The sequence below is a fragment of the Azotobacter armeniacus genome, from assembly GCF_054779355.1.
In genome coordinates this window covers 1-21,922 of record NZ_BAAGYK010000007.1, presented here as the reverse complement: position 1 = coordinate 21,922, position 21,922 = coordinate 1, and the positions used below count along the sequence as shown (strand labels likewise).

20 protein-coding genes are annotated in these 21,922 nt (G+C 64.9%); 12 read left to right on the top strand and 8 right to left on the bottom strand.

Going from position 1 to position 21,922, the window contains the following annotated elements:
* Nucleotides 1–20 precede the first annotated feature (20 nt).
* From ACYVD0_RS02055 to dksA, 5 genes are all read right to left on the bottom strand, one after another.
* Nucleotides 21–1,427 carry a sigma-54-dependent transcriptional regulator gene (locus ACYVD0_RS02055; RefSeq protein ID WP_460425247.1) on the bottom strand — a complete coding sequence of 469 codons (1,407 nt, stop codon included), beginning with the start codon at nt 1,425–1,427 and terminating at the stop codon, nt 21–23.
* Between the two features lie 22 nt (nt 1,428–1,449).
* On the bottom strand, nt 1,450–4,395 hold the full coding sequence (locus tag ACYVD0_RS02050) for an ATP-binding protein (RefSeq protein WP_460425246.1): 2,946 nt from the start codon (nt 4,393–4,395) through the stop codon (nt 1,450–1,452).
* Entirely contained in the window at nt 4,385–4,561 is a 177-nt protein-coding gene (locus tag ACYVD0_RS02045) for a hypothetical protein (RefSeq protein WP_012702757.1), read from the bottom strand. Before ACYVD0_RS02045 ends, ACYVD0_RS02050 begins: the two co-directional genes overlap by 11 nt.
* Nucleotides 4,562–4,664: 103 nt before the next feature.
* On the bottom strand, nt 4,665–5,561 hold the full coding sequence (gluQRS, locus tag ACYVD0_RS02040; RefSeq protein WP_460425245.1) for a glutamyl-Q tRNA(Asp) synthetase: 897 nt from the start codon (nt 5,559–5,561) through the stop codon (nt 4,665–4,667).
* Nucleotides 5,562–5,632: 71 nt separating this feature from the next.
* Nucleotides 5,633–6,073 (bottom strand): TraR/DksA C4-type zinc finger protein, encoded by a 441-nt coding sequence (gene dksA, locus ACYVD0_RS02035; protein ID WP_460425244.1) that lies wholly within the window; start codon nt 6,071–6,073, stop codon nt 5,633–5,635.
* 201 nt (nt 6,074–6,274) lie between these two features.
* Here dksA and ACYVD0_RS02030 point away from each other — a divergent pair, with 201 nt between their 5' ends.
* Together ACYVD0_RS02030 and sfsA are read left to right on the top strand one after the other, a co-directional pair.
* Complete coding sequence (locus tag ACYVD0_RS02030; protein WP_460425243.1) at nt 6,275–7,456, top strand: pyridoxal phosphate-dependent aminotransferase; 1,182 nt, start codon at nt 6,275–6,277, stop codon at nt 7,454–7,456.
* Complete coding sequence (sfsA, locus tag ACYVD0_RS02025; protein ID WP_460425242.1) at nt 7,446–8,153, top strand: DNA/RNA nuclease SfsA; 708 nt, start codon at nt 7,446–7,448, stop codon at nt 8,151–8,153. Before ACYVD0_RS02030 ends, sfsA begins: the two co-directional genes overlap by 11 nt.
* A gap of 25 nt (nt 8,154–8,178) precedes the next feature.
* Here sfsA and ACYVD0_RS02020 read toward each other — a convergent pair whose 3' ends face one another.
* A complete protein-coding gene (locus ACYVD0_RS02020) occupies nt 8,179–8,496 on the bottom strand; it encodes a Rieske (2Fe-2S) protein (protein WP_460425241.1) in 318 nt (105 codons plus the stop codon).
* Nucleotides 8,497–8,614: 118 nt separating this feature from the next.
* On the opposite strand from ACYVD0_RS02020, the gene ACYVD0_RS02015 reads away from it, so the two are divergent.
* Genes ACYVD0_RS02015 through ACYVD0_RS02005 form a run of 3 tightly spaced genes read left to right on the top strand, consistent with a single transcriptional unit; the run spans nt 8,615 to nt 11,352 of the window.
* On the top strand, nt 8,615–9,658 hold the full coding sequence (locus ACYVD0_RS02015; RefSeq protein WP_460425240.1) for a FecCD family ABC transporter permease: 1,044 nt from the start codon (nt 8,615–8,617) through the stop codon (nt 9,656–9,658).
* Nucleotides 9,658–10,425, top strand: coding sequence for a heme ABC transporter ATP-binding protein (locus ACYVD0_RS02010; RefSeq protein WP_460425239.1), 768 nt, complete (start codon nt 9,658–9,660; stop codon nt 10,423–10,425). Before ACYVD0_RS02015 ends, ACYVD0_RS02010 begins: the two co-directional genes overlap by 1 nt.
* A 9-nt stretch (nt 10,426–10,434) precedes the next feature.
* Nucleotides 10,435–11,352 carry a ChaN family lipoprotein gene (locus ACYVD0_RS02005; RefSeq protein WP_460425238.1) on the top strand — a complete coding sequence of 306 codons (918 nt, stop codon included), beginning with the start codon at nt 10,435–10,437 and terminating at the stop codon, nt 11,350–11,352.
* Nucleotides 11,353–11,539: 187 nt separating this feature from the next.
* Here the strand turns inward: ACYVD0_RS02005 and ACYVD0_RS02000 are convergent, their stop codons facing one another.
* Nucleotides 11,540–13,102 (bottom strand): bifunctional aminoglycoside phosphotransferase/ATP-binding protein, encoded by a 1,563-nt coding sequence (locus tag ACYVD0_RS02000; protein WP_460425237.1) that lies wholly within the window; start codon nt 13,100–13,102, stop codon nt 11,540–11,542.
* Nucleotides 13,103–13,219: 117 nt separating this feature from the next.
* Here ACYVD0_RS02000 and mrcB point away from each other — a divergent pair, with 117 nt between their 5' ends.
* The 3 genes from mrcB to ACYVD0_RS01985 are packed head-to-tail and all read left to right on the top strand — an operon-like array spanning nt 13,220 to nt 16,648.
* Nucleotides 13,220–15,562 (top strand): penicillin-binding protein 1B, encoded by a 2,343-nt coding sequence (mrcB, locus tag ACYVD0_RS01995; protein ID WP_460425236.1) that lies wholly within the window; start codon nt 13,220–13,222, stop codon nt 15,560–15,562.
* Between the two features lie 16 nt (nt 15,563–15,578).
* Nucleotides 15,579–16,319 (top strand): tetratricopeptide repeat protein, encoded by a 741-nt coding sequence (locus ACYVD0_RS01990; RefSeq protein ID WP_460425235.1) that lies wholly within the window; start codon nt 15,579–15,581, stop codon nt 16,317–16,319.
* The gene (locus ACYVD0_RS01985) at nt 16,319–16,648 is read left to right on the top strand and encodes a YqcC family protein (protein WP_460425234.1); all 330 of its coding nucleotides are present in this window, start codon (nt 16,319–16,321) and stop codon (nt 16,646–16,648) included. Before ACYVD0_RS01990 ends, ACYVD0_RS01985 begins: the two co-directional genes overlap by 1 nt.
* Nucleotides 16,649–16,662: 14 nt before the next feature.
* On the opposite strand, the gene ACYVD0_RS01980 is transcribed toward ACYVD0_RS01985, so the two are convergent.
* On the bottom strand, nt 16,663–17,091 hold the full coding sequence (locus tag ACYVD0_RS01980; protein WP_460425233.1) for a DUF4124 domain-containing protein: 429 nt from the start codon (nt 17,089–17,091) through the stop codon (nt 16,663–16,665).
* A 397-nt stretch (nt 17,092–17,488) separates the two neighbouring features.
* On the opposite strand from ACYVD0_RS01980, the gene ACYVD0_RS01975 reads away from it, so the two are divergent.
* From ACYVD0_RS01975 to pssA, 4 genes are all read left to right on the top strand, one after another.
* Complete coding sequence (locus ACYVD0_RS01975) at nt 17,489–19,213, top strand: acetolactate synthase 3 large subunit (protein ID WP_460425232.1); 1,725 nt, start codon at nt 17,489–17,491, stop codon at nt 19,211–19,213.
* A 2-nt stretch (nt 19,214–19,215) separates the two neighbouring features.
* On the top strand, nt 19,216–19,707 hold the full coding sequence (gene ilvN / locus ACYVD0_RS01970; RefSeq protein WP_460425231.1) for an acetolactate synthase small subunit: 492 nt from the start codon (nt 19,216–19,218) through the stop codon (nt 19,705–19,707).
* 38 nt (nt 19,708–19,745) lie between these two features.
* Complete coding sequence (gene ilvC / locus ACYVD0_RS01965; RefSeq protein WP_460425230.1) at nt 19,746–20,762, top strand: NADP-dependent ketol-acid reductoisomerase; 1,017 nt, start codon at nt 19,746–19,748, stop codon at nt 20,760–20,762.
* 151 nt (nt 20,763–20,913) lie between these two features.
* On the top strand, nt 20,914–21,729 hold the full coding sequence (gene pssA / locus ACYVD0_RS01960) for a CDP-alcohol phosphatidyltransferase family protein (RefSeq protein WP_460425229.1): 816 nt from the start codon (nt 20,914–20,916) through the stop codon (nt 21,727–21,729).
* The last annotated feature ends 193 nt before the right edge of the window (nt 21,730–21,922 follow it).

Genomic DNA, 21,922 nt, shown 5'->3' with positions numbered 1-21,922 from the left:
AGCTGTTACCCGGGCGGCGTTCAGGGGCTGCTGGGAGCGCCCGACTTGCGGCGCGGGATGCCGAGGCGCTGACGACGTTCCCACAGGCACTTGCGGCTGATGCCGAGCTTGCGGGCCAGCTCGGTTTCGGTCATGTGGTCCTGGTGCTCTAGGACGAAGTGCTGGAAGTAGTCCTCCAGCGAGAGGTCCTCGGTGGGCTCGTGGCTGGTGCCGACATTCGAGCCGGGGAGTTCGGCGAAGTCTTCGTCCTCCAAGTCTTCCAGTTCGATGTCGATGCCCAGCAGGTCGGCAGGTATCGACAGGCCCTCGCAAAGGATCACTGCGCGCTCGATGGCGTTCTCCAGTTCGCGTACGTTGCCCGGCCAGGCGTACTGGCAGATGGCTCGCTCGGCTTCAGGGGAGAAGTGCATCTCGCCGCGTTCCATGCGCTGGCTCTGGCGCTTCAGGAAGGCCCGGGCGATTTCCAGGACGTCGCCTTCGCGTTCGCGCAGGGCAGGTAGCTTGAGCGAGATGACGTTGAGCCGGTAGAACAGGTCCTCGCGGAACTGGCCGGTCTTGGACAGCCCCTTGAGGTCGCGGTGGGTGGCGGCGATCAGGCGGACATCGACCTTCTGCGCCTGCACCGAGCCGACCCGGCGGATCTCGCCTTCCTGCAGCACGCGCAGAAGGCGCGCCTGTGCCTCCAGGGGCAGCTCTCCGATCTCGTCGAGGAACAGGGTGCCGCCGTCGGCGGCCTCGACCAGACCGGTGCGTCCGGCAATGGCGCCGGTGAAGGCACCCTTCTCATGGCCGAAAAGTTCGGATTCGATCAAGGTTTCCGGAATGGCCGCGCAGTTCACCGAGATCAACGGCGCCTTGGCGCGCTTCGACAAGTTATGCAGGGCGCGCGCGACCAACTCCTTGCCGGTGCCGGATTCGCCTTGGATCAGCACTGTGGAGTCGGTCGGGGCGACCTTGCGGATCTTGCCGAACAGGTCGCACATGGCCGGGCTGGAGCCGATGATGCCGATCTCCTCCCCGGCCGGGGCGGGGGGCTGCGCTGCCGGCTCGTGGGCGGCGGCCGTCGGTAGCGCGTGGCGGCGCTCGCTGAGGATGCGCGCCACGGCCTGGAGCATTTCGTCGTGGTCGAAGGGCTTGGCGATGTAGTCCATCGCGCCCATCTTCATCGAGTCCACCGCCGAGCGCAGGCTAGCGTAGCTGGTCATGATCAGTACCGGCGTGCCCTCGGCCAGCCGGATCAGCTCGGTGCCGGGAGCGCCGGGCAGGCGCAGGTCGCTGATGATCAGGTCGAAGCCGGGAATGCTGTAGCTGTCCTGGGCTTCCTGCACCGAGCCGGCCTCGCTGACTTGGTACTGGTTGCGCTCCAGCAGGCGGCGCAGGGCGGAGCGGATGATGGTTTCGTCTTCGACGATCAGAATGTGTGGCATCGGACGGGTTCTCTCGATGGTCTCACGGCGCCGACGGCGTATCGACATGCCGTGGCAGGGTAACCCGGACACGGGTCCCACATTGCCGCTCGGAGTCGGCCGGGCTGTCGATGGTGATTCGGCCATAATGCTCTTCCACGATCGAATAGACCAGTGCGAGGCCGAGGCCGGTCCCCTTGCCGGGGTCCTTGGTGGTGAAGAAAGGTTCGAACAGGCGGCCGGCGATGGCCTTGGGGATGCCGCCGCCTTCGTCCTCGACGATCAGGTCGACGCTGTGTTCCGTGGCTTCGCTGCACACGCGGATGGCGCCGCCGGGCGGGGAGGCGTCGCGGGCATTGGAGAGCAGGTTGACCAGCACCTGGACCAGCCGCTGGGGGTCTCCGACGACGCAATGGGCGGGATCGCACAGGTTGAGGAACTGTACCTCGACGCCTTCGCGGTTGAGCGACAGCAGGCCAATGGCCTCGCGGGCGATGTCGGCCAGGCACACCGCTTCGCTGGCCTGCTTGTGGCTGCCGGCATGGGCGAAGCTCATCAGCGAGCGGACAATGCGCGTCACCCGCTTGGTCTGGTCGATGATCTGACTGCTGATTTCGCCCAGTTCGGCGTCGCCCTCGCGCTCCTCGCGCAGGTTCTGCGCCAGACAGGCGATGCCGGTGATCGGATTGCCGATCTCGTGGGCTACGCCAGCGGCCAGGCGGCCGATGCTGGCCAGGCGCTCGGAGTGCACCAGCTTGTTTTCCAGGAGCTGGTTCTCGGTGAGGTCCTCGACTAGCAGGACCAGGCCGCTGCTGCCCGGTGCCAGGGGTTCGTCGATCGCCGCTTTGTGCAGGTTGAGCCAGCGCACCTGGCCGTCCAGCGACAGCCGTTGCTTGTGCAAGTGTTCGTCGGAGCGCTGGATGAAGTCTTCCAGCAGGCCTTTCCAAGGGGCATCGAGGGTCGCCAGGCAGGAGCCGACCACGCGCTCGGCGGAAATCCCGGTGAGCTCCTCCATGGCCCGGTTCCACATGAGGATTTCCTGGTCCTTGGACAGCGAGCAGACGCCCATCGGCAGTTCCTGCAGGGTCTGCCGATGGTAGCGGCGCAACGTATCAAGCTCGGCGGCCAGGCCAGTCAGACGCGAGCGGTAGTCCTCCAGGCGGCTTTCGATGAAGTGGATGTCCTCGGTGACGTAGTCTTCGCTGGCAGTCTTGTAGGGCAGGAAGGTCTCGACAATGTCCTGTGCCACGCTCGGCCCCATCAGGCCGGACAGGTTGGCCTCGATGCGGTCACGCAGGCGGCGCAGGGCAAAGGGGCGGCTCTCGTCGAACGGCAGGTGCAGGTCGCGCAGGGCCTGTTTCACCTCGCGCTGAGCGATCTTCGCGCCGAGCGGGCGGGCCAACTGGCTGGCGAATTCCTGGGCGGAGGTGGCCAGCAGCTCGCGGCGCTGCGGCCGGCGCACGTTGTCCACGGCGCAGGCTTCGCCGGCGCTGCGCTCCTCGACGCTCGGCTCGGTGAACAGCGAGACCAGGGAGAACACCAGCACGTTGGCGGCCAGCGAGGTGATCGCCACCAGGTGCCAGCTGGTGTCGTCCAGCACATAGACGAAATCCAGCAGCGGCAGGTGCACGCCCTGCAGGTTGCCCAGAATGGGCAACATCATGCCGACCAGCCACACCGTCATGCCAACCAGCAGTCCGGCAATGAAGCCGCGGCGGTTGGCGGTCTGCCAGTAGAGGACCGAGAGCACGCCGGGGAGGAACTGCAGGGTGGCGACGAAGGCAGTGATGCCAAGATTGGACAGGTTCTGGCGGGCATCCAGCAGCCGGTAGAAGGCGTAGCCGGCAGCGATGATGGCGAAGATAAGCGTGCGCCGCGTCCACTTCAGCCAGCGGTAGATGTTGCCCTCGGCCGGCGGCTGGTACAGCGGCAGCACCAGGTGGTTGAGGGTCATCCCCGACAGGGCGAGGGTGAGGACGATGATCAGCCCGCTGGAGGCGGACAGGCCACCGACATAGGCCAGCAGGGTGAGGAGCTCGTTTTCCAGCGCCAGGCCCACGCCCAGAGTGTAGTATTCCGGGCCGACGGCGACTTCCAGGCGCATGCCGGCCCAGAGGATCAGCGGGACGGCCAGGCTCATCAGCAGGAGGAACAGCGGCAGGCCCCAGCTGGCGCTGACCAGGCCGCGGGGGTTGAGGTTCTCGGTGAAGGTCATGTGATACATGTGCGGCATGACGATGGCCGAGGCGAAGAACAGTAGCAGCAGGGTGCGCCAGGGGCCTTCCTGCAGCGGGGTGTGCAACGTGCCCAGTACTTCCCGCTGCTGCAGTAGCCACTGCTCCAGCCCCTGGGGGCCGTCGAAGACGCGATACAGGGTATAGATCCCGATGCTACCGAGGGTCGTCAGCTTGACCAGCGACTCGAAGGCGATGGCGCAGACCAGGCCCTGGTGCTTCTCGCGGGTGGCGATGTGCCGCGAGCCGAAGAGGATGGTGAAGAGGAGGATCAAGGCGCAGAAGCCCAGTGCCACGCGCTCCTTCACCGGCTCCTGGGTGAGGATGCCCACCGAGTCGGTGACTGCCTGGATCTGCAGGGCCAGCAGCGGCAGCACCGCGACCAGCATGAACAGGGTAGTCAACGCGCCGGCCCAGGTGCTGCGAAAGCGGAAGGCGAACAGGTCGGCCAGGGACGACAACTGATAGGTGCGGGTCAGGCGCAGGATCGGATAGAGCAGTACCGGCGCCAGCATGAAGGCACCGGAAACTCCCAGGTAGCAGGCGAGAAAGCCATAGCCGTACTGGTAGGCCATGCCGACTGCACCGTAGAAGGCCCAGGCGCTGGCGTACACGCCGAGCGACAGAGTGTAGACCAGCGGGTGGCGGACGATCCGCTGTGGGATCAGACCCTGCTCGCTGAGCCAGGCGACGCCGAACAGGGTCAGCAGATAGGCGGCGCTGATCAGCAGCAGTTGACTCAGACTAAAGCTCATCGGCGTCGGGCTGGCTCTGTAGAATGAAGGTCACCACGATGAGAATCAGCCACAGCAGGTACGGGCGGTACCAGGCGCCGTTGGGATCGATCCACCAATCCATGATGGCGGGGGAAAACAGATAGATTCCTACCACCAGCAGCAGGACCAGCCGATAGATGTACATGGCATCTCTCTTTTTGGGACGTGAGTGTCGGCGATGGTAATGGAAGCGCGCTCCGGCGCAAACGTGGCGGCGCTTCTGCCAGTCGGGCGAGAACGCCGACCGGTCAGCCCAGCGCTGCCTCGGCCAGGGTCCGGCAGCGCGGGATGCGCCCGGTATCCCAGTGGGCGATGCCCCAGTCGAGCAGCTCCCGCGGGCGGGCGTTCTCCAGCTCGGCAGGTGGGCGCTGGCCAAGGGCGTGCAGGGCGCGCAGCAGCAGCGGACCGGCCAGTTCGGCAGGGAGCGGGGGCGAGCGGTAGGACTTGCCCAGCTTGTGGCCGTCCGGCTGGACGATCAGCGGTACGTGCAGGTAGCGTGGGTGGGGCAGGCCGAGCAGCTCCTGCAGGTAGAGCTGGCGGGGTGTCGAGTCGAGCAGGTCGGCGCCGCGCACCACGTCGGTCACCCCCTGCCAGGCGTCGTCGAGGACCACCGCTAGCTGGTAGGCATAGAGGCCGTCGCGGCGGCGGATCACGAAGTCGCCGACCTCGCAGCCGAGGTGCTGGGCGAGGGCGCCCTGTACCCGGTCGACGAAGGCGTATTCGCGGTCCGGCACACGCAGGCGGATGACTGCGTCACGGGGCTCTCGCCCGGCGTCCCGGCAGAAGCCCGGGTAGATCCCGGAAAATCCCTCCAGCTGCTTGCGCGAACAGGTGCAGGCGTAGCCCAGGTCCCGTTCGAGTAGGTGCGTGACCACCTCGCCGTACAGCGTCAGGCGTTCGCTCTGCCGCACGACCGCACCGTCCCATTCGAAGCCGTAGTCTTCCAGGGTCTTGAGGATGGTGGTCTGGGCGCCCGGCATCTCGCGGGGTGGATCGAGGTCTTCCATGCGCAGCAGCCAGCGGCCGCCGACGCTACGCGCATCCAGATAAGACGCCAGGGCGGCGATCAGCGAACCGAAATGCAGGTAGCCGCTGGGAGTGGGAGCGAAGCGGCCGACGTAGGGGAAGGGCGGGGAGGCTGTCATGCGGCGCTCTGAGGAGCTGGCGATCGGGCGGCAGATGCGAAGCGGAGCGCTATGGCGCCCCGCTTGCAGGATCAGGAACCGATTTGCTTTTCCTTGATTTCCGCCAAGGTTTTGCAGTCGATGCACAGGGTGGCGGTGGGGCGTGCCTCGAGGCGGCGGATGCCGATCTCCACACCGCAGGAGTCGCACCAGCCGTATTCGTTGTCCTCGATCAGTTGCAGGGTCTCGTCGATCTTCTTGATCAGCTTGCGCTCGCGATCGCGGGCGCGTAGTTCCAGACTGAACTCCTCTTCCTGGCTGGCCCGATCGGCGGGGTCGGGGAAGTTGGCGGCCTCGTCCTGCATGTGATGCACGGTACGGTCGACCTCCTCCATCAACTCCTGCTTCCATTTATTGAGGATGTTGGTGAAATGAGCGCGCATGTTGTCGCTCATGTACTCCTCGCCCGGGGTTTCCGGGTAGGGTTCAAAACCGCGAGCCAGTTGGCTGTTCTGTTTTGCTTTGGTAGGCATGGATGACCGCCTCGCTCTCTCTAATCCATACACGCAGGCACATAAATGCCCTGCCGACGCCGTCGGCCCTGCGACCGCAAGCGATCGAACTTACCAGAAGCCATCGGGCCGCGCTACTCCCACCAGCTTGCCGCAATAGCTGCCAGAGCGGTCCCGTGTGGGTAGAATCCGTCCTCCGCCCCCTGTCTTGAAGGAAGGCCAGTGGCCATATCCTACAGTGCGCGCAGTCGCGCCATCGAACCTTTTCATGTCATGGCCCTGCTGGCCCGTGCCAACCAGCTCCAGGCGCAAGGCCACGACGTGATCCACCTGGAGATCGGCGAGCCGGACTTCACCACGGCAGCGCCCATCGTCGCCGCGGGACAGGCAGCGCTGGCGGCCGGGCATACCCGCTACACTGCCGCGCGCGGCCTGTCGCAGCTGCGCGAGGCCATCGCCAGGTTCTACGAACGGCGTTACCGCTTGAATATAGACCCCGAGCGCATCCTGATCACCCCCGGCGGCTCGGGCGCCCTGCTGCTGGCCACGAGTCTGCTGGTCGATCCAGGCCGGCACTGGCTGCTGGCCGATCCCGGCTATCCTTGCAACCGCCACTTCCTGCGTCTGATCGAGGGCGGCGCACAGCTGGTCCCGGTCGGGCCGGAGCAGCGTTACCAGTTGACTCCGGAGCTGGTCGCGCAGCACTGGAACGCGGAGAGCGTCGGCGCCCTGGTCGCCTCGCCGGCCAACCCCACCGGGACGCTGTTGCGGCGCGACGAGCTGGCGGCATTGGCCGCCGCCCTGCGCGCGCGCGGCGGCCATCTGCTGGTGGACGAGATCTACCACGGCCTGACCTACGGCGTGGACGCGCACAGCGTGCTGGAGGTGGACGACGACGCCTTCGTGCTCAACAGCTTTTCCAAGTATTTCGGCATGACCGGCTGGCGGCTTGGCTGGCTGGTGGCGCCCGAGGCGGCGGTGCCCGAGCTGGAGAAGCTGGCACAGAACCTCTACATCAGTGCCTCGACCGTGGCCCAGCATGCTGCGCTGGCCTGCTTCGAGGACGAGACCCTGGCGATTCTCGAGGAGCGCCGCGGCGAATTTGCCCGGCGCCGCGACTATCTGCTGCCGGCCCTGCGCGAGCTGGGCTTCGGCATCGCCGTGGAGCCCGAAGGCGCTTTCTATCTGTATGCCGACATCGGTGCCTTCGGCGGGGATTCCTTCGCCTTCTGCCGGCACTTCCTGGAGCGCGAATTCGTCGCCATCACCCCGGGGGTCGATTTCGGCCGCCATCGGGCCGGCCGTCATGTACGCTTTGCCTATACCCAGAGCCTGCCGCTCCTAGAGCAGGCAGTCGAGCGCATCGCCCTCGGTCTGAAGAGCTGGCAGCCTGATGCGGTTTGACCCGCCGCTGGAGGAGGGGCGTCTGCTGCGCCGCTACAAGCGCTTTCTCGCTGACATCGAGACGCCGGCCGGCGAGGCGCTGTGCATTCACTGCCCGAACACCGGCTCCATGCTCAACTGCATGGCGGAGGGCGGGCGCATCTGGTTCAGTCGCTCGAACGACCCCCGGCGCAAGCTGCCGGGTACCTGGGAGCTGAGCGAGACACCGCAGGGGCGGCTGGCCTGCGTGAATACCGTGCGGGCCAACGCGCTGGTGGAGGAGGCACTGCGCGCCGGGCTGATCGCCGAGCTGGCGGGTTTCACCGGGCTGCGGCGGGAGGTGCGCTACGGGCTGGAGAATAGCCGGGTGGATTTCTGCCTGGACTATCCAGGCGGGATGGCCTTCGTCGAGGTGAAGAGCGTCACCCTGGGCTTCGCCGGCAACCCGGTTGCCGCCTTCCCCGATGCGCGGACTGGGCGCGGTGCCAAACATCTGCGCGAGCTGGCGGCCCTGGCGCGGCAGGGCGTGCGCGCGGTGCAGCTGTACTGCGTGAACCTGTCCGGCATCGAGGCGGTGCGCCCGGCGGTGGAAGTCGATCCGGACTATGCGCGGGCGCTGTGCGAGGCCGTGGTGGCGGGCGTCGAGGTGCTCGCCTATGGCGCCGAGCTGTCGCCCGCGGCGATATGCCTGACGCGCCGGCTGGAGGTGTGGCCCTAGGCCCGGCAGGGTGAGAGGGAGCGGGTTACAGCTGCACCCAGATGCCGGCGGTGTCCTCGCGGCAGTCGATGCGCAGCAGGTGCTCTCCGGCGCAGGGGCCGGCCACGCATTCGCCGTTGTCGATCAGAAATAGCGCGCCATGGGTGGCGCACTGGATCAGGCTGCCGCTGGGGTCGAGAAAGCGGTCGGCCTGCCATTCCAACGGAATGCCCAGATGCGGGCAGCGATTGACGTAGATGAAGACCCGGCCATCCTTGCGTATCGCGAAGAGTTTCTGGTCTTCCAGCAGGAAGCCGCGGCTTTGTCCTTCGCCGAGGGCATTCCCGGCACAGATAAACTTCATGGCGCCTCCCGAAAAGCCGGGGATTATCCACTTCGGCAGGTGGCGGAGGAAGCCATGCGCTGGCGATTGGTCGGGCCGCCTCTTATGCTTGCTGCCACCTGTGCTGCCAGATTCCTTCATGATTGCCTTCATCCGCCGCCCCCGAGTCCTTCTGATTGCCTTGGGCCTGCTACTGTCGCTCGCCTTCTGTCTGTCGCTGACGCTGGGGCCGCTGCGCCTGTCCCTGGCGGACTCTCTGCAGGCCCTGCTGCGCCTGGCCGGTGTGCCGCTGGACGGGGCGGGGCTCGGGCAGGCCGAGCTGATCATCGGGCAGATCCGTCTGCCGCGGGCCCTGCTCGGCTTGGCGGTGGGCAGCGTGCTGGCGCTGAGCGGGGTGGCGATGCAGGCCTTGTTCCGCAATCCACTGGCCGATCCCGGGTTGATCGGGGTGTCCAGCGGTGCGGCGCTGGGCGCGGCGCTGGCAATCGTCGGTGGTTCGCTGTTCGGTGCTGGAGTGCCACCCGAGGAGTCGCCCTATTTGTTGTCGGCGAGCGCCTTCGCCGGCGGTCTGGCGGTGACCGCGCTGGTCTACCGGCTGGGGCGGCGCGACGGCCAGACCCGGGTGGCCACCATGCTGCTCGCCGGGCTTGCCCTAAGCGCTCTGGCCGGCGCGGTGATCGGTCTGTTCGGCTATCTGGCCGACGATGCCGCGCTGCGCCGGCTGACCTTCTGGAACCTGGGCAGCCTGAGCGGCGCCAGCTATGCCCGGCTCTGGCCGCTGCTGCTGGCGACCCTGGGCATGGTGCTCTGGCTGCCGCACCGTGCCGGGGCGCTGAATGCCCTGCTGCTGGGCGAGTCGGAGGCGCGTCATCTGGGCTTCGAGGTGGAGCGGCTGAAGCGCGAGTTGGTGTTCTGCACGGCTCTGGGCGTGGGCGCGGCGGTGGCGGCGGCGGGGATGGTCGGTTTCGTCGGTCTGCTGGTGCCGCACCTGCTGCGCCTGCTCTGCGGGCCGGATCATCGCCTGCTGCTGCCGGCGGCCATGCTCGCCGGCGCCAGCCTGCTACTGTTCGCCGACCTGCTGGCGCGCCTGCTGCTGGCCCCGGCCGAGCTGCCGCTCGGCATCGTCACGGCGCTGCTCGGCGCGCCTTTCTTCCTCTATCTGCTGCGGCAGGCACCGCTCTGATGCTGCAGGCCGAGCAGTTGGCCGTGCAGCGCGACGGCAGACGGGTATTGAGTAATATCGATCTGGATCTGCTGCCCGGCGAGCTGCTCGGCGTGCTGGGACCGAACGGTGCGGGCAAGTCCTCGCTGCTGGCGGCGCTCGGCGGCGAGTTGCACCCGGCGGTAGGGCAGGTCCGCCTGGATGGCCAGTCGCTGACCAGCTGGCGTGGTCCCGAGCGGGCGCGCCGGCTGGCGGTGTTGCCGCAGAGTCCGGCGCTGGAGTTCGCCTTCCGCGTCGAGGAGGTGGTCGGCTTCGGCCGTCTGCCCCATGCCAGCGGCCGGCTGCGCGATGCCGTGATCGTCGCTCGGGCACTGGCGGCGGCGGGCGCCACGCACTTGACGGGGCGCAGCTACCTGACCCTGTCCGGCGGCGAGCGCCAGCGGGTCCATCTGGCGCGGGTACTGGCGCAGCTCTGGCCAGGCGGGGCGCAGCAGGTGTTGCTGCTCGACGAGCCGACCTCGATGCTCGATCCCCTGCACCAGCACAGCATCCTGCAGGCGGTGCGGGAATTCGCCGGGCGCGGCACGGCTGTGCTGGTGATACTCCACGACCTGAACCTGGCGGCGCGCTACTGCGACCGCCTGCTGCTGCTGGCCGGTGGTCGCATGCAGGCGCTCGGCGGTCCCGAGGAGGTCCTGCGTGCCGGGCCGCTGAAGGCGGTCTTCGGCCTCGATGTACTGGTGCAGCGCCATCCGGAGCGGGGCCATCCGCTGATCGTGGCGCGTTGAGGAGGATTCATGCGCTCATTTTTGTTCATCGGCTTGGCTTTACTGGCGGCCTGCCAGACGCTGCCGCCGTTGCCCGCCTGGCAGGCGGGCGGTACCGAACCCGGCACCATCCGCGACCTGCGCAGCGGCGTCAGCCTGACTCCGGCGCAGCTGGTCGAGCGGCTGGCCGCGGCGCCGCGGCTGCTGGTCGGCGAGAAGCATGATAATCCCGACCATCATGCCCTGCAGCTGTGGCTGCTCGAGGCCTTGGCCGGACGACGGGCACAGGGCAGTCTGCTGCTGGAGATGCTCGAGCCCGATCAGCAGGCGCGGGTGGTGGCGACCCAGGCCGCGTTCGCCGAGGGCCGCGCGCCGGCGGATCTGCCGGCGGCACTGGCCTGGCGCCAGGGCTGGGACTGGGCGCTGTACGGTCCGCTGTTGCACCATGCGCTGGCGCAGCCCTATCCGCTGCTGGCGGCGAATCTGGATACGCAGGAAATTCGCCGCGTCTACGCCGAGCGGCCGGTGCTGTCCGGCACCGCTTCGACCGACGCGCGGGTGCGCGAGGCCTTGCTTGAGCAGATTGGCACCTCCCACTGCGGCCAGCTGCCGGAATCCCAGTGGCCGGCGATGCTCGCCGTCCAGCAGCGGCGGGACCGGCGCATGGCCGAGCGCCTGCTGGCCGCGCCGCAGCCGGCCCTGCTGCTGGCCGGCGCCTACCATGTGCGACGCGATCTGGGGGTACCCCTGCACTTGGCCGATCTCGGTGGGGCGGTCGGCAATATCGTGCTGCTGCTGGCCGAGGGCGGGGAGACGGTGGAGTCGGAAGCCGCCGACTATGTCTGGTACACCCCGGCGACGCCAGCCCGCGACTACTGCGCCGAGATGCGGGCTGCCGACGAGCACAAAAAAAAGACCCGGCAGAGCCGGGTCGAAAACCGTAATTAGCCTGATGAGGAGATAACCTGAAGAGTAGCCGCTCTGTCAGTTTACCGCTGATCTCGCGATCAGTTTTCAAATAATAACGCTTCTCATTTGTTGGTCAAGTGCTGTCTGTGGTTTTTTTCGTCGGAGTTTTTGAATGCCAAGATGCCGAAGACGCCCATCGGGCGCTTTCGGCAGGAAGGGGGAGGGTTTACAGGTCGGGGAGGCGCTTGCGCATACGCGCCACCAAGTCGTCAAGGCTGGCGGCGAGGTGGGTGTCGACCCGCCGGCTGAGCTGCTGTTCGGCTTCGGTCAAGGCCTCGCGGCTGGCCTGCTGCGCCCTGACCACCTCTAGCGTGGCGTCGGACGGGTCCTTGCCTTCGGTCCGGCGTTCTGCGAGCCATTCGGCGATCAGCGCTTCGGGTGCCTGGCAGTCGAGGATCAGGAAGGGGACACCGTTGTCCTCGGCGACCTGCCAGGCGGCCGTGCGCTGTGCCTGCTTCAGGTAGGTCGCGTCGATCACCACCGGAAAGCCGGCCTGCAGGGCGCCGGCGGCCAGGCGGTGCAGATGTTCGTAGGTCGCCGTGCTGGCCTGCGCGTTGTAGATGCCGCTCGCCACCTGGCCTTGGTCGGCCGCCTGCTGCTCGCCGAACAGACGCTTGCGTTCGACGTCCGAACGCAAGCGGATAGCGCCGAACTCTTCCGTCAGGCGCCGGGCAACGTAGCTCTTGCCGACTGCGGAAACTCCGTGGGTGATGGCCAGAAAGCACGAGGGAATGGCGCTGTAACGTTCCGCCAGGCTGGCGTAGTTGCGGTACTGCTGGAGAATGGCGGCGCGCCGCTCGGCGCTCTCTTCCTGCGCCAGGCGGAACAGGCTGACCTTGCCGCGCACCATGGCGCGGTAGGCCTTGTAGAAGTTCAGCAGCGGCAGGGCGGCGTAGTCGCCGGTCAGTTCCAGCCAGCTGCTGACGAAGCGCCAAGAAAGGCCCTTGAGGCCGCGGTCCTCCAGGTCCATGGCGAGAAAGGCGGCGTCGCACGCGACATCGATCAGGCGAAACGGCTCGTTGAACTCGATGCAGTCGAACAGCACGACCTGGCCGTCGAGCAGGGTGGCGTTGCCGAGGTGCAGATCGCCGTGGCATTCACGGATGAAGCCGTCCGCCTTGCGCTGTTCGAGCAGCGGCCGCAGGCGTTCGAAGCTGGTCTCCGCCCAAGCCTCAAGGGCGTCGAGCTGCTGCAGGTCGGCCGGTTCGGCGAGCAGTGGACGGATCTGCTCGAAGTTCTGCCGCACCGGGCTCATCACCGCCTCCGCGCTGCCCAGCGGATGCGCTGCCGGCACCTTCGGCGCGTGCAGGTGGAAGGTGGCGATCCGCTCTGCCAGGGCGTCGATGTGCTCGGGGGCGAGCTCGCCACGGGCCTGCATTTCGCCGAGCAGTTGGCTCTGTGGGAATTGGCGCATCTTCACCACGTATTCGATGACTGGACCTTCGCCGGCCAGCTGCGGGGCGCTCTCGCTGCCGGTGATCGGCAGCACTTCGAGGTAGAGGTCGCGGGTCAGGCGCTGGTTCAGGCGCACCTCCTCCTCGCAGAAGTGCTTGCGTGCCGCCAGCCCGGTGAAGTCGAGGAAGCCGAAGTCGACGGCCTTCTTGAGCTTGTAGGCATGGGGGCCGGTGAGCAGGACCCAGGAGATGTGGGTCTCGATGACCTTGAACTCAGTCACCGCGTGCGGATAAAGCGTGGGGTTCTGCAGGGCGTTGATCAGGGCTTGGCTCACGGTCAGTCCTTGCTGGGGAAGTCTGGGCGAAGGGTCGCATTATGGCCGCTGGGAGCGCCTCTGCAAACCGCCGGTCTGCGCTATCGAGGGTGGGTAAAATGCGTATAATGCGCCGCCATGACACGTACCCGCTCTCCTCAATCGCGCCCCTCCCGCCGCTCCGGCACCCTCCGTTCCTGGTTGGGCTGGACCGCCAAGCTTATTCTGGTCGGTCTGGTGCTGCTGGCTGGTTTTGCCGTCTATCTCGATGCCATGGTGCAGGAGAAATTTTCCGGCAAGCGCTGGACGCTCCCGGCCAAGGTCTATGCCCGGCCGTTGGAGTTGTTCTCCGGTCTCAAGCTGTCGAAGCAGGACTTCCTCACCGAGCTGGATGCCCTCGGCTATCGCCGCGAGGCCATCGCCGGACCGGGCTCGGCTGCCGTGGCCGGCAACACCGTCGATCTGCATACCCGTGGCTTTCGTTTCTATGAGGGCGCGGAGCCGGCCCGGAGGATCCGGGTGCGCTTCTCCGGCGACTATGTTGCCGGACTGAGCGGCGCCAACGGTAGCGACCTGGCCGTCGTGCGGATGGAGCCGCTGCTGATTGGCGGCCTGTACCCGGCGCACAACGAGGACCGCCTCCTGGTCCAGCGCAATGAGCTGCCGCCCTACCTGGTGGAGACCCTGGTGGCGGTGGAGGATCGCGAGTTCTTCAGCCATTTCGGGGTGTCGCCGAAGTCCATTGTCCGCGCCCTGTGGGTCAATGCCGCGGCGGGTGGAGTGGTCCAGGGCGGCAGCACGCTGACCCAGCAGTTGGTAAAGAACTTCTACCTGAGCAATGAGCGCAGCCTGGTACGCAAGGCCACCGAGGCCATGATGGCCGTGCTGCTGGAGCTGCACTACGACAAGGACGAGATTCTCGAGGCCTACCTCAACGAGGTTTTCCTGGGCCAGGACGGCAATCGTGCAGTGCATGGCTTCGGTCTGGCCAGCCAGTACTTCTTCGGTCAGCCACTGGCCGAGCTGCAACTGCATCAGGTGGCCCTGCTGGTGGGCATGGTCAAGGGCCCCACCTATTACAATCCGCGCCGCAACCCCGAGCGGGCCATGGCGCGGCGTAACCTGGTAATCGACCTTATGGTCGAGCAGGGGGTGATCGAGGCCGCGCAGGCCACCGCCGCCAAGCAGAAGCCGCTTGGCGTCACCGCCCGTGGCAGCCTGGCCAACAGCTCCCATCCGGCGTTCCTCGATCTGGTCAAGCGCCAGTTGCGCGAGGATTACCAGGAGGCCGACCTCACCGAGGAGGGGCTTCGCATCTTCACCAGTCTCGACCCGATCCTGCAGAACAAGGCCGAGGCCGCGGTGCGCGATACCTTCAAGCGCATCGGAAAGGGAGGCGATCCGGTCGAGGCGTCGATGGTGGTGAGCAATCCGGAGACCGGTGAGGTGCTGGCCTTGCTCGGCGGCCGCCAGTCGCGCTTCGCCGGCTTCAACCGGGCGCTGGATGCGGTGCGGCCGATCGGTTCGCTGATCAAGCCGGCGATCTATCTCACCGCGCTGGAGCGGCCCAGCCAGTACACCCTGACCAGCTGGCTGGCAGATGTGCCTTTCACGGTGAAAGGCCAGGACGGCCAGCTCTGGCGCCCGCAGAACTACGACCACCAGGCCCATGGCGACATCTATCTCTATCAGGGACTGGCCAATTCCTACAACCTGTCGACCGCCAAGCTCGGTCTCGATCTGGGTGTGCCGAACGTGTTGAAGACGCTGGCGCGTCTGGGCGTCAATCGCGAATGGCCGGCCTACCCGTCGATGCTGCTGGGAGCCGGGGCGTTGACCCCGATGGAAGTGTCCAGCATGTACCTGACCATCGCCAGCGGCGGATTCAACACGCCGTTGCGCGGCATCCGCAGTGTTCTGGCCGCCGACGGCGAGCCGCTCAAGCGCTATCCGTTCCAGATCCAGCAGCGTTTCGAGCCGGGGGCCATCTATCTACTGCAGAACGCTATGCAGCGGGTGATGCGAGAGGGGACGGGGCGCTCGGTCTACAGCCAGTTGCCGCGCTCGCTGAATCTGGCCGGCAAGACCGGCACCACCAATGACTCGCGGGACAGCTGGTTCGCCGGCTTCAGCCAGGATTTGCTGGCGGTGGTCTGGCTGGGCCGCGACGACAACGGCAAGACTCCGCTGACCGGCGCTACTGGTGCCCTGCGGGTCTGGACGGACTTCATGGTCAAGGCTGATCCACTGCCGCTGGACATGCCGGTGCCGGACAATGTCACCCAGGCCTGGGTGGACGCGCGCAGTGGGCTGGGTTCTGAACAGGGTTGTCCGGATGCGGTGCAGATGCCCTATATTCGGGGTAGTGAGCCGCCACTGGGACCCACTTGTGGCCTGCCGCAGGCCCCTGCCGGGAATGTGCAGGATGTGATCGAGAGTGTTCAGGATGTCATGGATTGGGTGCGCGGCTGGTCGAATTGAGCGAAGAGGGTGCCAGGTGAACAGGTGGTTGATTGGTGCAGTGGCGGCAAGCACGCTGCTGAGTGGCTGTGCGACGGTCGAGCGTGGCTCGATTCCGGTAGTCGAGTCGAGTGGTTCGGTTTACGACCGGCAGGAGGGCCGTAGCGCCGGCACGGCCTCTCGTCCTCCGGTGGCGGCGGCACCCCAGGCACCGGTCCCCGCCCAGCAGGATTCCGGGGTGGTGGTGATGGTGCCCGGCGGGAGCGCCGGCTCGGCGCCGATCCAGACCTACCCGGCGTCGGACGCCTCGGGCAGTGTGACGCCGATCGTTTCGCAACCGATCACCGCCACCACCACACCTGGAAGCAACACCGGCTATTCCATGCCCAGCGAGCCGAACGGCGTTCCGGGTGGCAGCTCTACCTCTTCGGGCAGTCTGGCCGCCGACGAGCAGCTAGATGGTCCGATTCTGGCGCTGCTCACCACCGCGCAGCAGGAGCAGGGCAGCGGTAATCTGGAAAGCGCTGCCTCCAGCCTGGAGCGGGCGCAGCGCATCGCCCCGCGCGAGCCGCAGGTGCTCTACCGGTTGGCTGAGGTGCGCCTGGCTCAGGGCGATGCCGCCCAGGCCGAGCAGCAGGCGCGTCGCGCCCTGACCTACGCCAGCGGTCGCCCGGCCTTGCAGGCCAGTCTGTGGGGCTTGATCGCTCAGGCGCGCGAGCGTCAGGGGGATATGGCCGGCGCAGCCCAAGCCCGTGAACGGGCGCGGGTCAATCTGTGATGGATGTGCGTGTCCCGGTACTGGCCGAGCAGCTCCTGTTGATCGAGCGGGAGCTGCGGGTTCTGGGACTGTGGGCACGGCTGCCGCCGAGCGACGAGGCGTTGTCCAGCGAGCAGCCATTCTGTGTTGACGCCCTGGCCTTCGAAGAGTGGCTGCAGTGGATCTTCCTGCCGCGGATGAGGCTGATCCTCGAGAGCGGTGGTGCTCTTCCCGCCGCTTCGGGGATTCGGCCGATGGCCGAGGTGGCCTATTGCGAGCGGCGTGCCGAGATAGGACGTCTGCTGGCATTGCTTGGCGAAGTCGATCGGCTGATTTCGGGCAGGGGCTGAGCGCATCCGACTGGTCAGCGGCAGCTGTGCTCTATGGCTTTTTTCGCCTCGGCAATGCGGGCTTGCCGTTCTTCCTCGGTCAGTCTACGCATTTCTCCATTGATCTGGGCCCGTAGTCTGGGGTTGTTCTCCAGTTGGGTCAGGTTGGCGCGCACGGTTTCGCAATATTCCCTGCGCTTGGTTTCCTGGATGGCGACGTCACGCTTCACCCGGCGCTCGACGGCCTCCTGTTCGGGATCGCTTGACTGTACAGGCGGCAGCCTTTCCAGTGCGGGCAGTCGGGGGGCGAGGGGAGCGGTGCTGAGCGTAGTGCTTGCCTGGTCGTTTGGAGGTTGTTCGCTGAAGTGGGTCACGCCTTGCTTGTCCACCCACGTGTAGACCTGGCCAGCCATGGCGGTTGTGCCCAAGGTGAGCAGCAGGCTAGTGAGGATCATGTGTCTCATGGGGTTTCCTTAAGTCTCGGTAGAGGCGTGTGGCCACTATACCGGAGCGGTAGTGCCCCTCATGGCATCCCGTCACGGCTGCGGAATGGCTGAAAGCCCGAGGCATCACTTGACTTGACTTGAGTGAATCCGAACAATTCAAGGTTCGCTGCAGTGGGGTTCGCCGCAAGCGGGCTTCAGCTCAGCAGACATGAGGCGTCATCCACGCCGACCTGAGACACCCGCAACGCGTTACCTCGCGCTGGGTGGGAGAATCCTGCAACACACTCCGGGCCTCCCGATACTTGCTCGACAGCGCTGCGTAGGCGGCGACAACCGTCGCTCATGCCTGTTTGGCAGTAACCTATTCAGGCCGCTCGGTCGCGGGCGGCAATCTGGCGTTCTAGAGGTGAACAACGTGGAGCTTTTATCCGGCGCTGAAATGGTCGTCCGCTTCTTGCGCGACGAAGGCGTTAAGTACATCTACGGATATCCGGGCGGTGCCCTTCTGCACATCTACGATGCCCTGTTCAAGGAGAAGGAAGTCACCCATATCCTGGTCCGTCACGAGCAGGCGGCCACCCACATGGCCGATGGCTATGCCCGTGCCACCGGCAAGGCCGGTGTGGTGTTGGTGACCTCGGGGCCCGGTGCGACCAATGCCATCACCGGCATCGCTACCGCCTACATGGACTCCATTCCGATGGTGGTGATCTCCGGACAGGTGCCGAGCAACATGGTCGGCAGCGACGCCTTCCAGGAAACCGACATGATCGGCGTTTCCCGCCCGATCGTGAAGCATAGCTTTATCGTCAAGCATCCCTCGGAAATTCCCGAGGTGCTGAAGAAGGCTTTCTACATCGCCGAGACCGGCCGGCCCGGTCCGGTGGTGGTGGACATTCCGAAGAACATGGGCGATCCGACCCAGAAGTATGAGTATGTCTATCCGAAGAAGGTCAAGCTGCGCTCCTACAGCCCGGCGCTGCGTGGTCACTCCGGGCAGATTCGCAAAGCCGTAGAGGTGCTCCTGGCGGCCAAGCGCCCTGTACTCTACTCTGGTGGCGGCGTGATCATGGGCGGGGCTGCCGCCCAGCTCACCGAGCTGGCGCAGATGCTCAACCTGCCGGTGACCAATACCCTGACGGGCCTGGGTGGGTATCCGGGCAACGACCGGCAATTCCTCGGCATGCTTGGCATGCACGGCAGCTACACCGCCAACCTGGCGATGCACCATTCCGACGTGATCCTCACCGTCGGTGCGCGCTTCGATGACCGGGTGGTCAACGGGGCGGCCAAGTTCTGCCCGAACGCCAAGATTATCCATGTCGACATCGATCCGGCGTCGATTTCCAAGACCATTAAGGCTGATGTTCCGATCGTCGGGCCAGTCGACAGCGTGCTCACCGAGATGATCTCCATCGTCCAGGAAATTGGCGTGATGCCGCAAAAGGATGTCGTGGCCAACTGGTGGAAGCAGATCGACGAGTGGCGCGGTACACGCGGCTTGTTCCCCTACGACAAGGGCGACGGCAGCATCATCAAGCCGCAGACTGTGATTGAGACCTTGTGCGAAGTCACGAGGGGAGATGCCTATATCGCTTCCGACGTAGGTCAGCATCAGATGTTCGCGGCCCAGTACTACAAGTTCGCCAAGCCCAATCGTTGGATCAATTCCGGCGGTCTCGGGACCATGGGCTTCGGTTTCCCGGCCGCGATGGGTGTCAAGCTGAACTTTCCCGAGGCCGATGTGGCCTGCGTGACGGGGGAGGGCAGCATCCAGATGAACATCCAGGAAATGTCGACCTGTCTGCAGTACGACCTGCCGGTGAAGATCGTCAACCTGAATAATGGCGCGCTGGGCATGGTCCGCCAGTGGCAGGACATGCAGTACAACAGCCGCTATTCCCATTCCTATATGGAGTCGCTGCCTGACTTCGTCAAGCTGGCCGAGGCCTATGGCCACGTCGGCATGCGCGTCACCAACCTGAAGGATCTCAAGCCGAAGATGGAAGAGGCCTTCGCCATGAAGGACCGCCTGGTGTTCTTAGACATCGCGGTGGATACCAGCGAGCACGTCTACCCAATGCAGATCAGGGACGGCGCGATGCGTGACATGTGGCTGAGCAAGACGGAGCGGACCTGAGCATGCGACATATCATTTCCCTGCTGCTGGAAAACGAGCCTGGTGCTCTGTCCCGTGTGGTCGGCCTGTTCTCGCAGCGCAACTACAACATCGAGACCCTCACCGTGGCTCCCACCGAGGATCCGACCCTGTCGCGCCTGACGCTGACCACCGCCGGACAAGACGAGGTGATCGAGCAGATCACCAAGAATCTCAACAAGCTAATCGAAGTGGTCAAGTTGGTGGACCTGTCCGAGAGTGCGCACATCGAGCGCGAGCTGCTGCTGGTCAAGGTCAAGGCCACTGGTGCCCAGCGCGCCGAGATCAAGCGCACCACCGACATTTTCCGTGGGCAGATCGTCGATGTCACCAGTAGCGTCTATACCATTCAGCTCGCCGGAACCAGTGACAAGCTGGACAGCTTCCTGCATGCCATCGGCATTTCCTCGGTCCTCGAAACCGTGCGCAGTGGCGTCACTGGTATCGCCCGTGGCGATAAAGTACTCACCATTTAGCAAATGGCCGTACCGGGCCAGATAACAGGGGTAACCTCATGAAAGTGTATTACGACAAAGATTGCGACCTTTCCATTATCCAAAGCAAAAAGGTTGCCATCATCGGTTACGGTTCCCAAGGTCATGCGCACGCCTGCAACCTGAAGGATTCCGGTGTCGATGTCTGCGTCGGTCTGCGTGCCGGTTCCGCTTCGGTAGCCAAGGCCGAAGCCCATGGTCTGACCGTGAAGAGTGTAAAGGACGCCGTCACCGCTGCCGACGTGGTGATGATCCTGACTCCCGACGAGTTCCAGGGCCGTCTGTACAAGGAGGAGATTGAGCCGAATCTGAAGAAGAGTGCAACCCTGGCGTTCGCTCATGGCTTCTCCATCCACTACAACCAAGTGGTGCCGCGTACCGACCTCGACGTGATCATGATCGCGCCGAAGGCTCCGGGTCACACCGTGCGTTCCGAGTTCGTGCGTGGCGGCGGCATCCCGGACCTGATTGCCGTCTACCAGGATGCCTCCGGCAATGCCAAGAATGTAGCCCTGTCTTATGCCTGCGGCGTTGGCGGCGGTCGTACCGGCATCATCGAGACTACCTTCAAGGATGAGACCGAAACCGACCTGTTTGGTGAGCAGGCCGTGCTGTGTGGTGGTTGCGTCGAATTGGTCAAGGCCGGTTTCGAGACTCTAGTGGAGGCTGGCTACGCGCCAGAGATGGCCTACTTCGAGTGCCTGCATGAGCTGAAGCTGATCGTCGACCTGATGTTCGAGGGTGGCATCGCCAACATGAACTACTCAATCTCCAACAACGCTGAGTACGGTGAGTATGTAACCGGTCCGGAAGTGATCAATGAGCAGTCCCGCCAGGCCATGCGCAATGCCCTGAAGCGTATCCAGAATGGCGAATACGCCAAGATGTTTATCACCGAAGGCGCTGCCCACTATCCGTCGATGACTGCCTATCGCCGCAATAATGCCGCGCATGGCATCGAAGTGGTAGGTGAGAAGCTGCGTACCATGATGCCTTGGATCGCGGCCAATAAAATCGTCGACAAGACCAAGAACTAAGGCCGGAAGATGCAATAAAAGGACGCGGCTTCGGCCGCGTTTTTTCGTTGGGATCGGGCTTCTGGTATAAAGTCTGATGGAACGGAGTGCCTGCGGACGTGCATTGCAGGCATCGGCTAGAAACTCTTTCTGAACCTGCAAGGTATTGTTCATGAGCGAACACCCGGAGGAGCCCAATAAGGGACCCGCAGCTGAAAGCCTGTTACCTATCGACGAGCACATCGAAGAAGGGCGGGACGCGGAGGGGCACAAGGTCCGCCATCGCGGTATCTATTTGCTGCCTAATCTGTTCACCACGGCCAATTTGTTTGCTGGCTTCTATTCCATTGTGAATGCAATCAATGGAAATCTGTACGTGGCTGCGGCTGCGGTCTTCGTTGCGATGGTGCTGGATAGCCTGGATGGTCGCGTGGCCCGCCTGACCAATACGCAGAGCGCGTTCGGGGCCGAGTACGACTCGCTTTCCGACATGGTGGCCTTTGGTCTGGCGCCGGCCATTCTTGCCTTCGAGTGGGCGCTGAGCAGCATGGGCAAGGTCGGCTGGATGGTCGCGTTCATCTATGTGGCTGGGGCGGCCTTGCGCCTGGCGCGTTTTAATACCCAGGTCGGCAAGGCCGACAAGCGCTTCTTCATTGGTTTGGCCAGTCCGGCGGCGGCGGGTGTGGTTGCTGGTACTGTCTGGGCCTTCAGTGATTTCGGCATTCAGGGTTCGAACATTGCTTCCTTGGTTGCCCTGCTGGTGGCAGGCACGGGCATGCTGATGGTCAGCAACGTCAAGTATTACAGCTTCAAGGATCTGGACCTCAAGGGGCGGGTGCCTTTTGTCGCCATTCTGGTGGTTGTACTGGTCTTCGCTGTAGTTTTCAGCGATCCACCGCGGATCCTGCTGCTGATTTTCCTTGCATATGCGGCTTCCGGTCCTGTGCAGTATCTACTGCAATGGTGGCGTCGAAAGCGAGTCGGCTGAGGTCGCTCCTTCATATAAAGTGGGGGCTGACTCGCTTGTATCGAGTCGGATGGCCTCAATATGTCCGGCTTTATTCGGGAAGAAGATTTCAATTTTATGTTGACGCCGAAAACTGACGCCCTATAATGCGCCCACTTCCCGAGCAGGGGTCTGCAGAAGTCCTTGAAAATCAAGGGTTTGCCTGCTGGCGCTG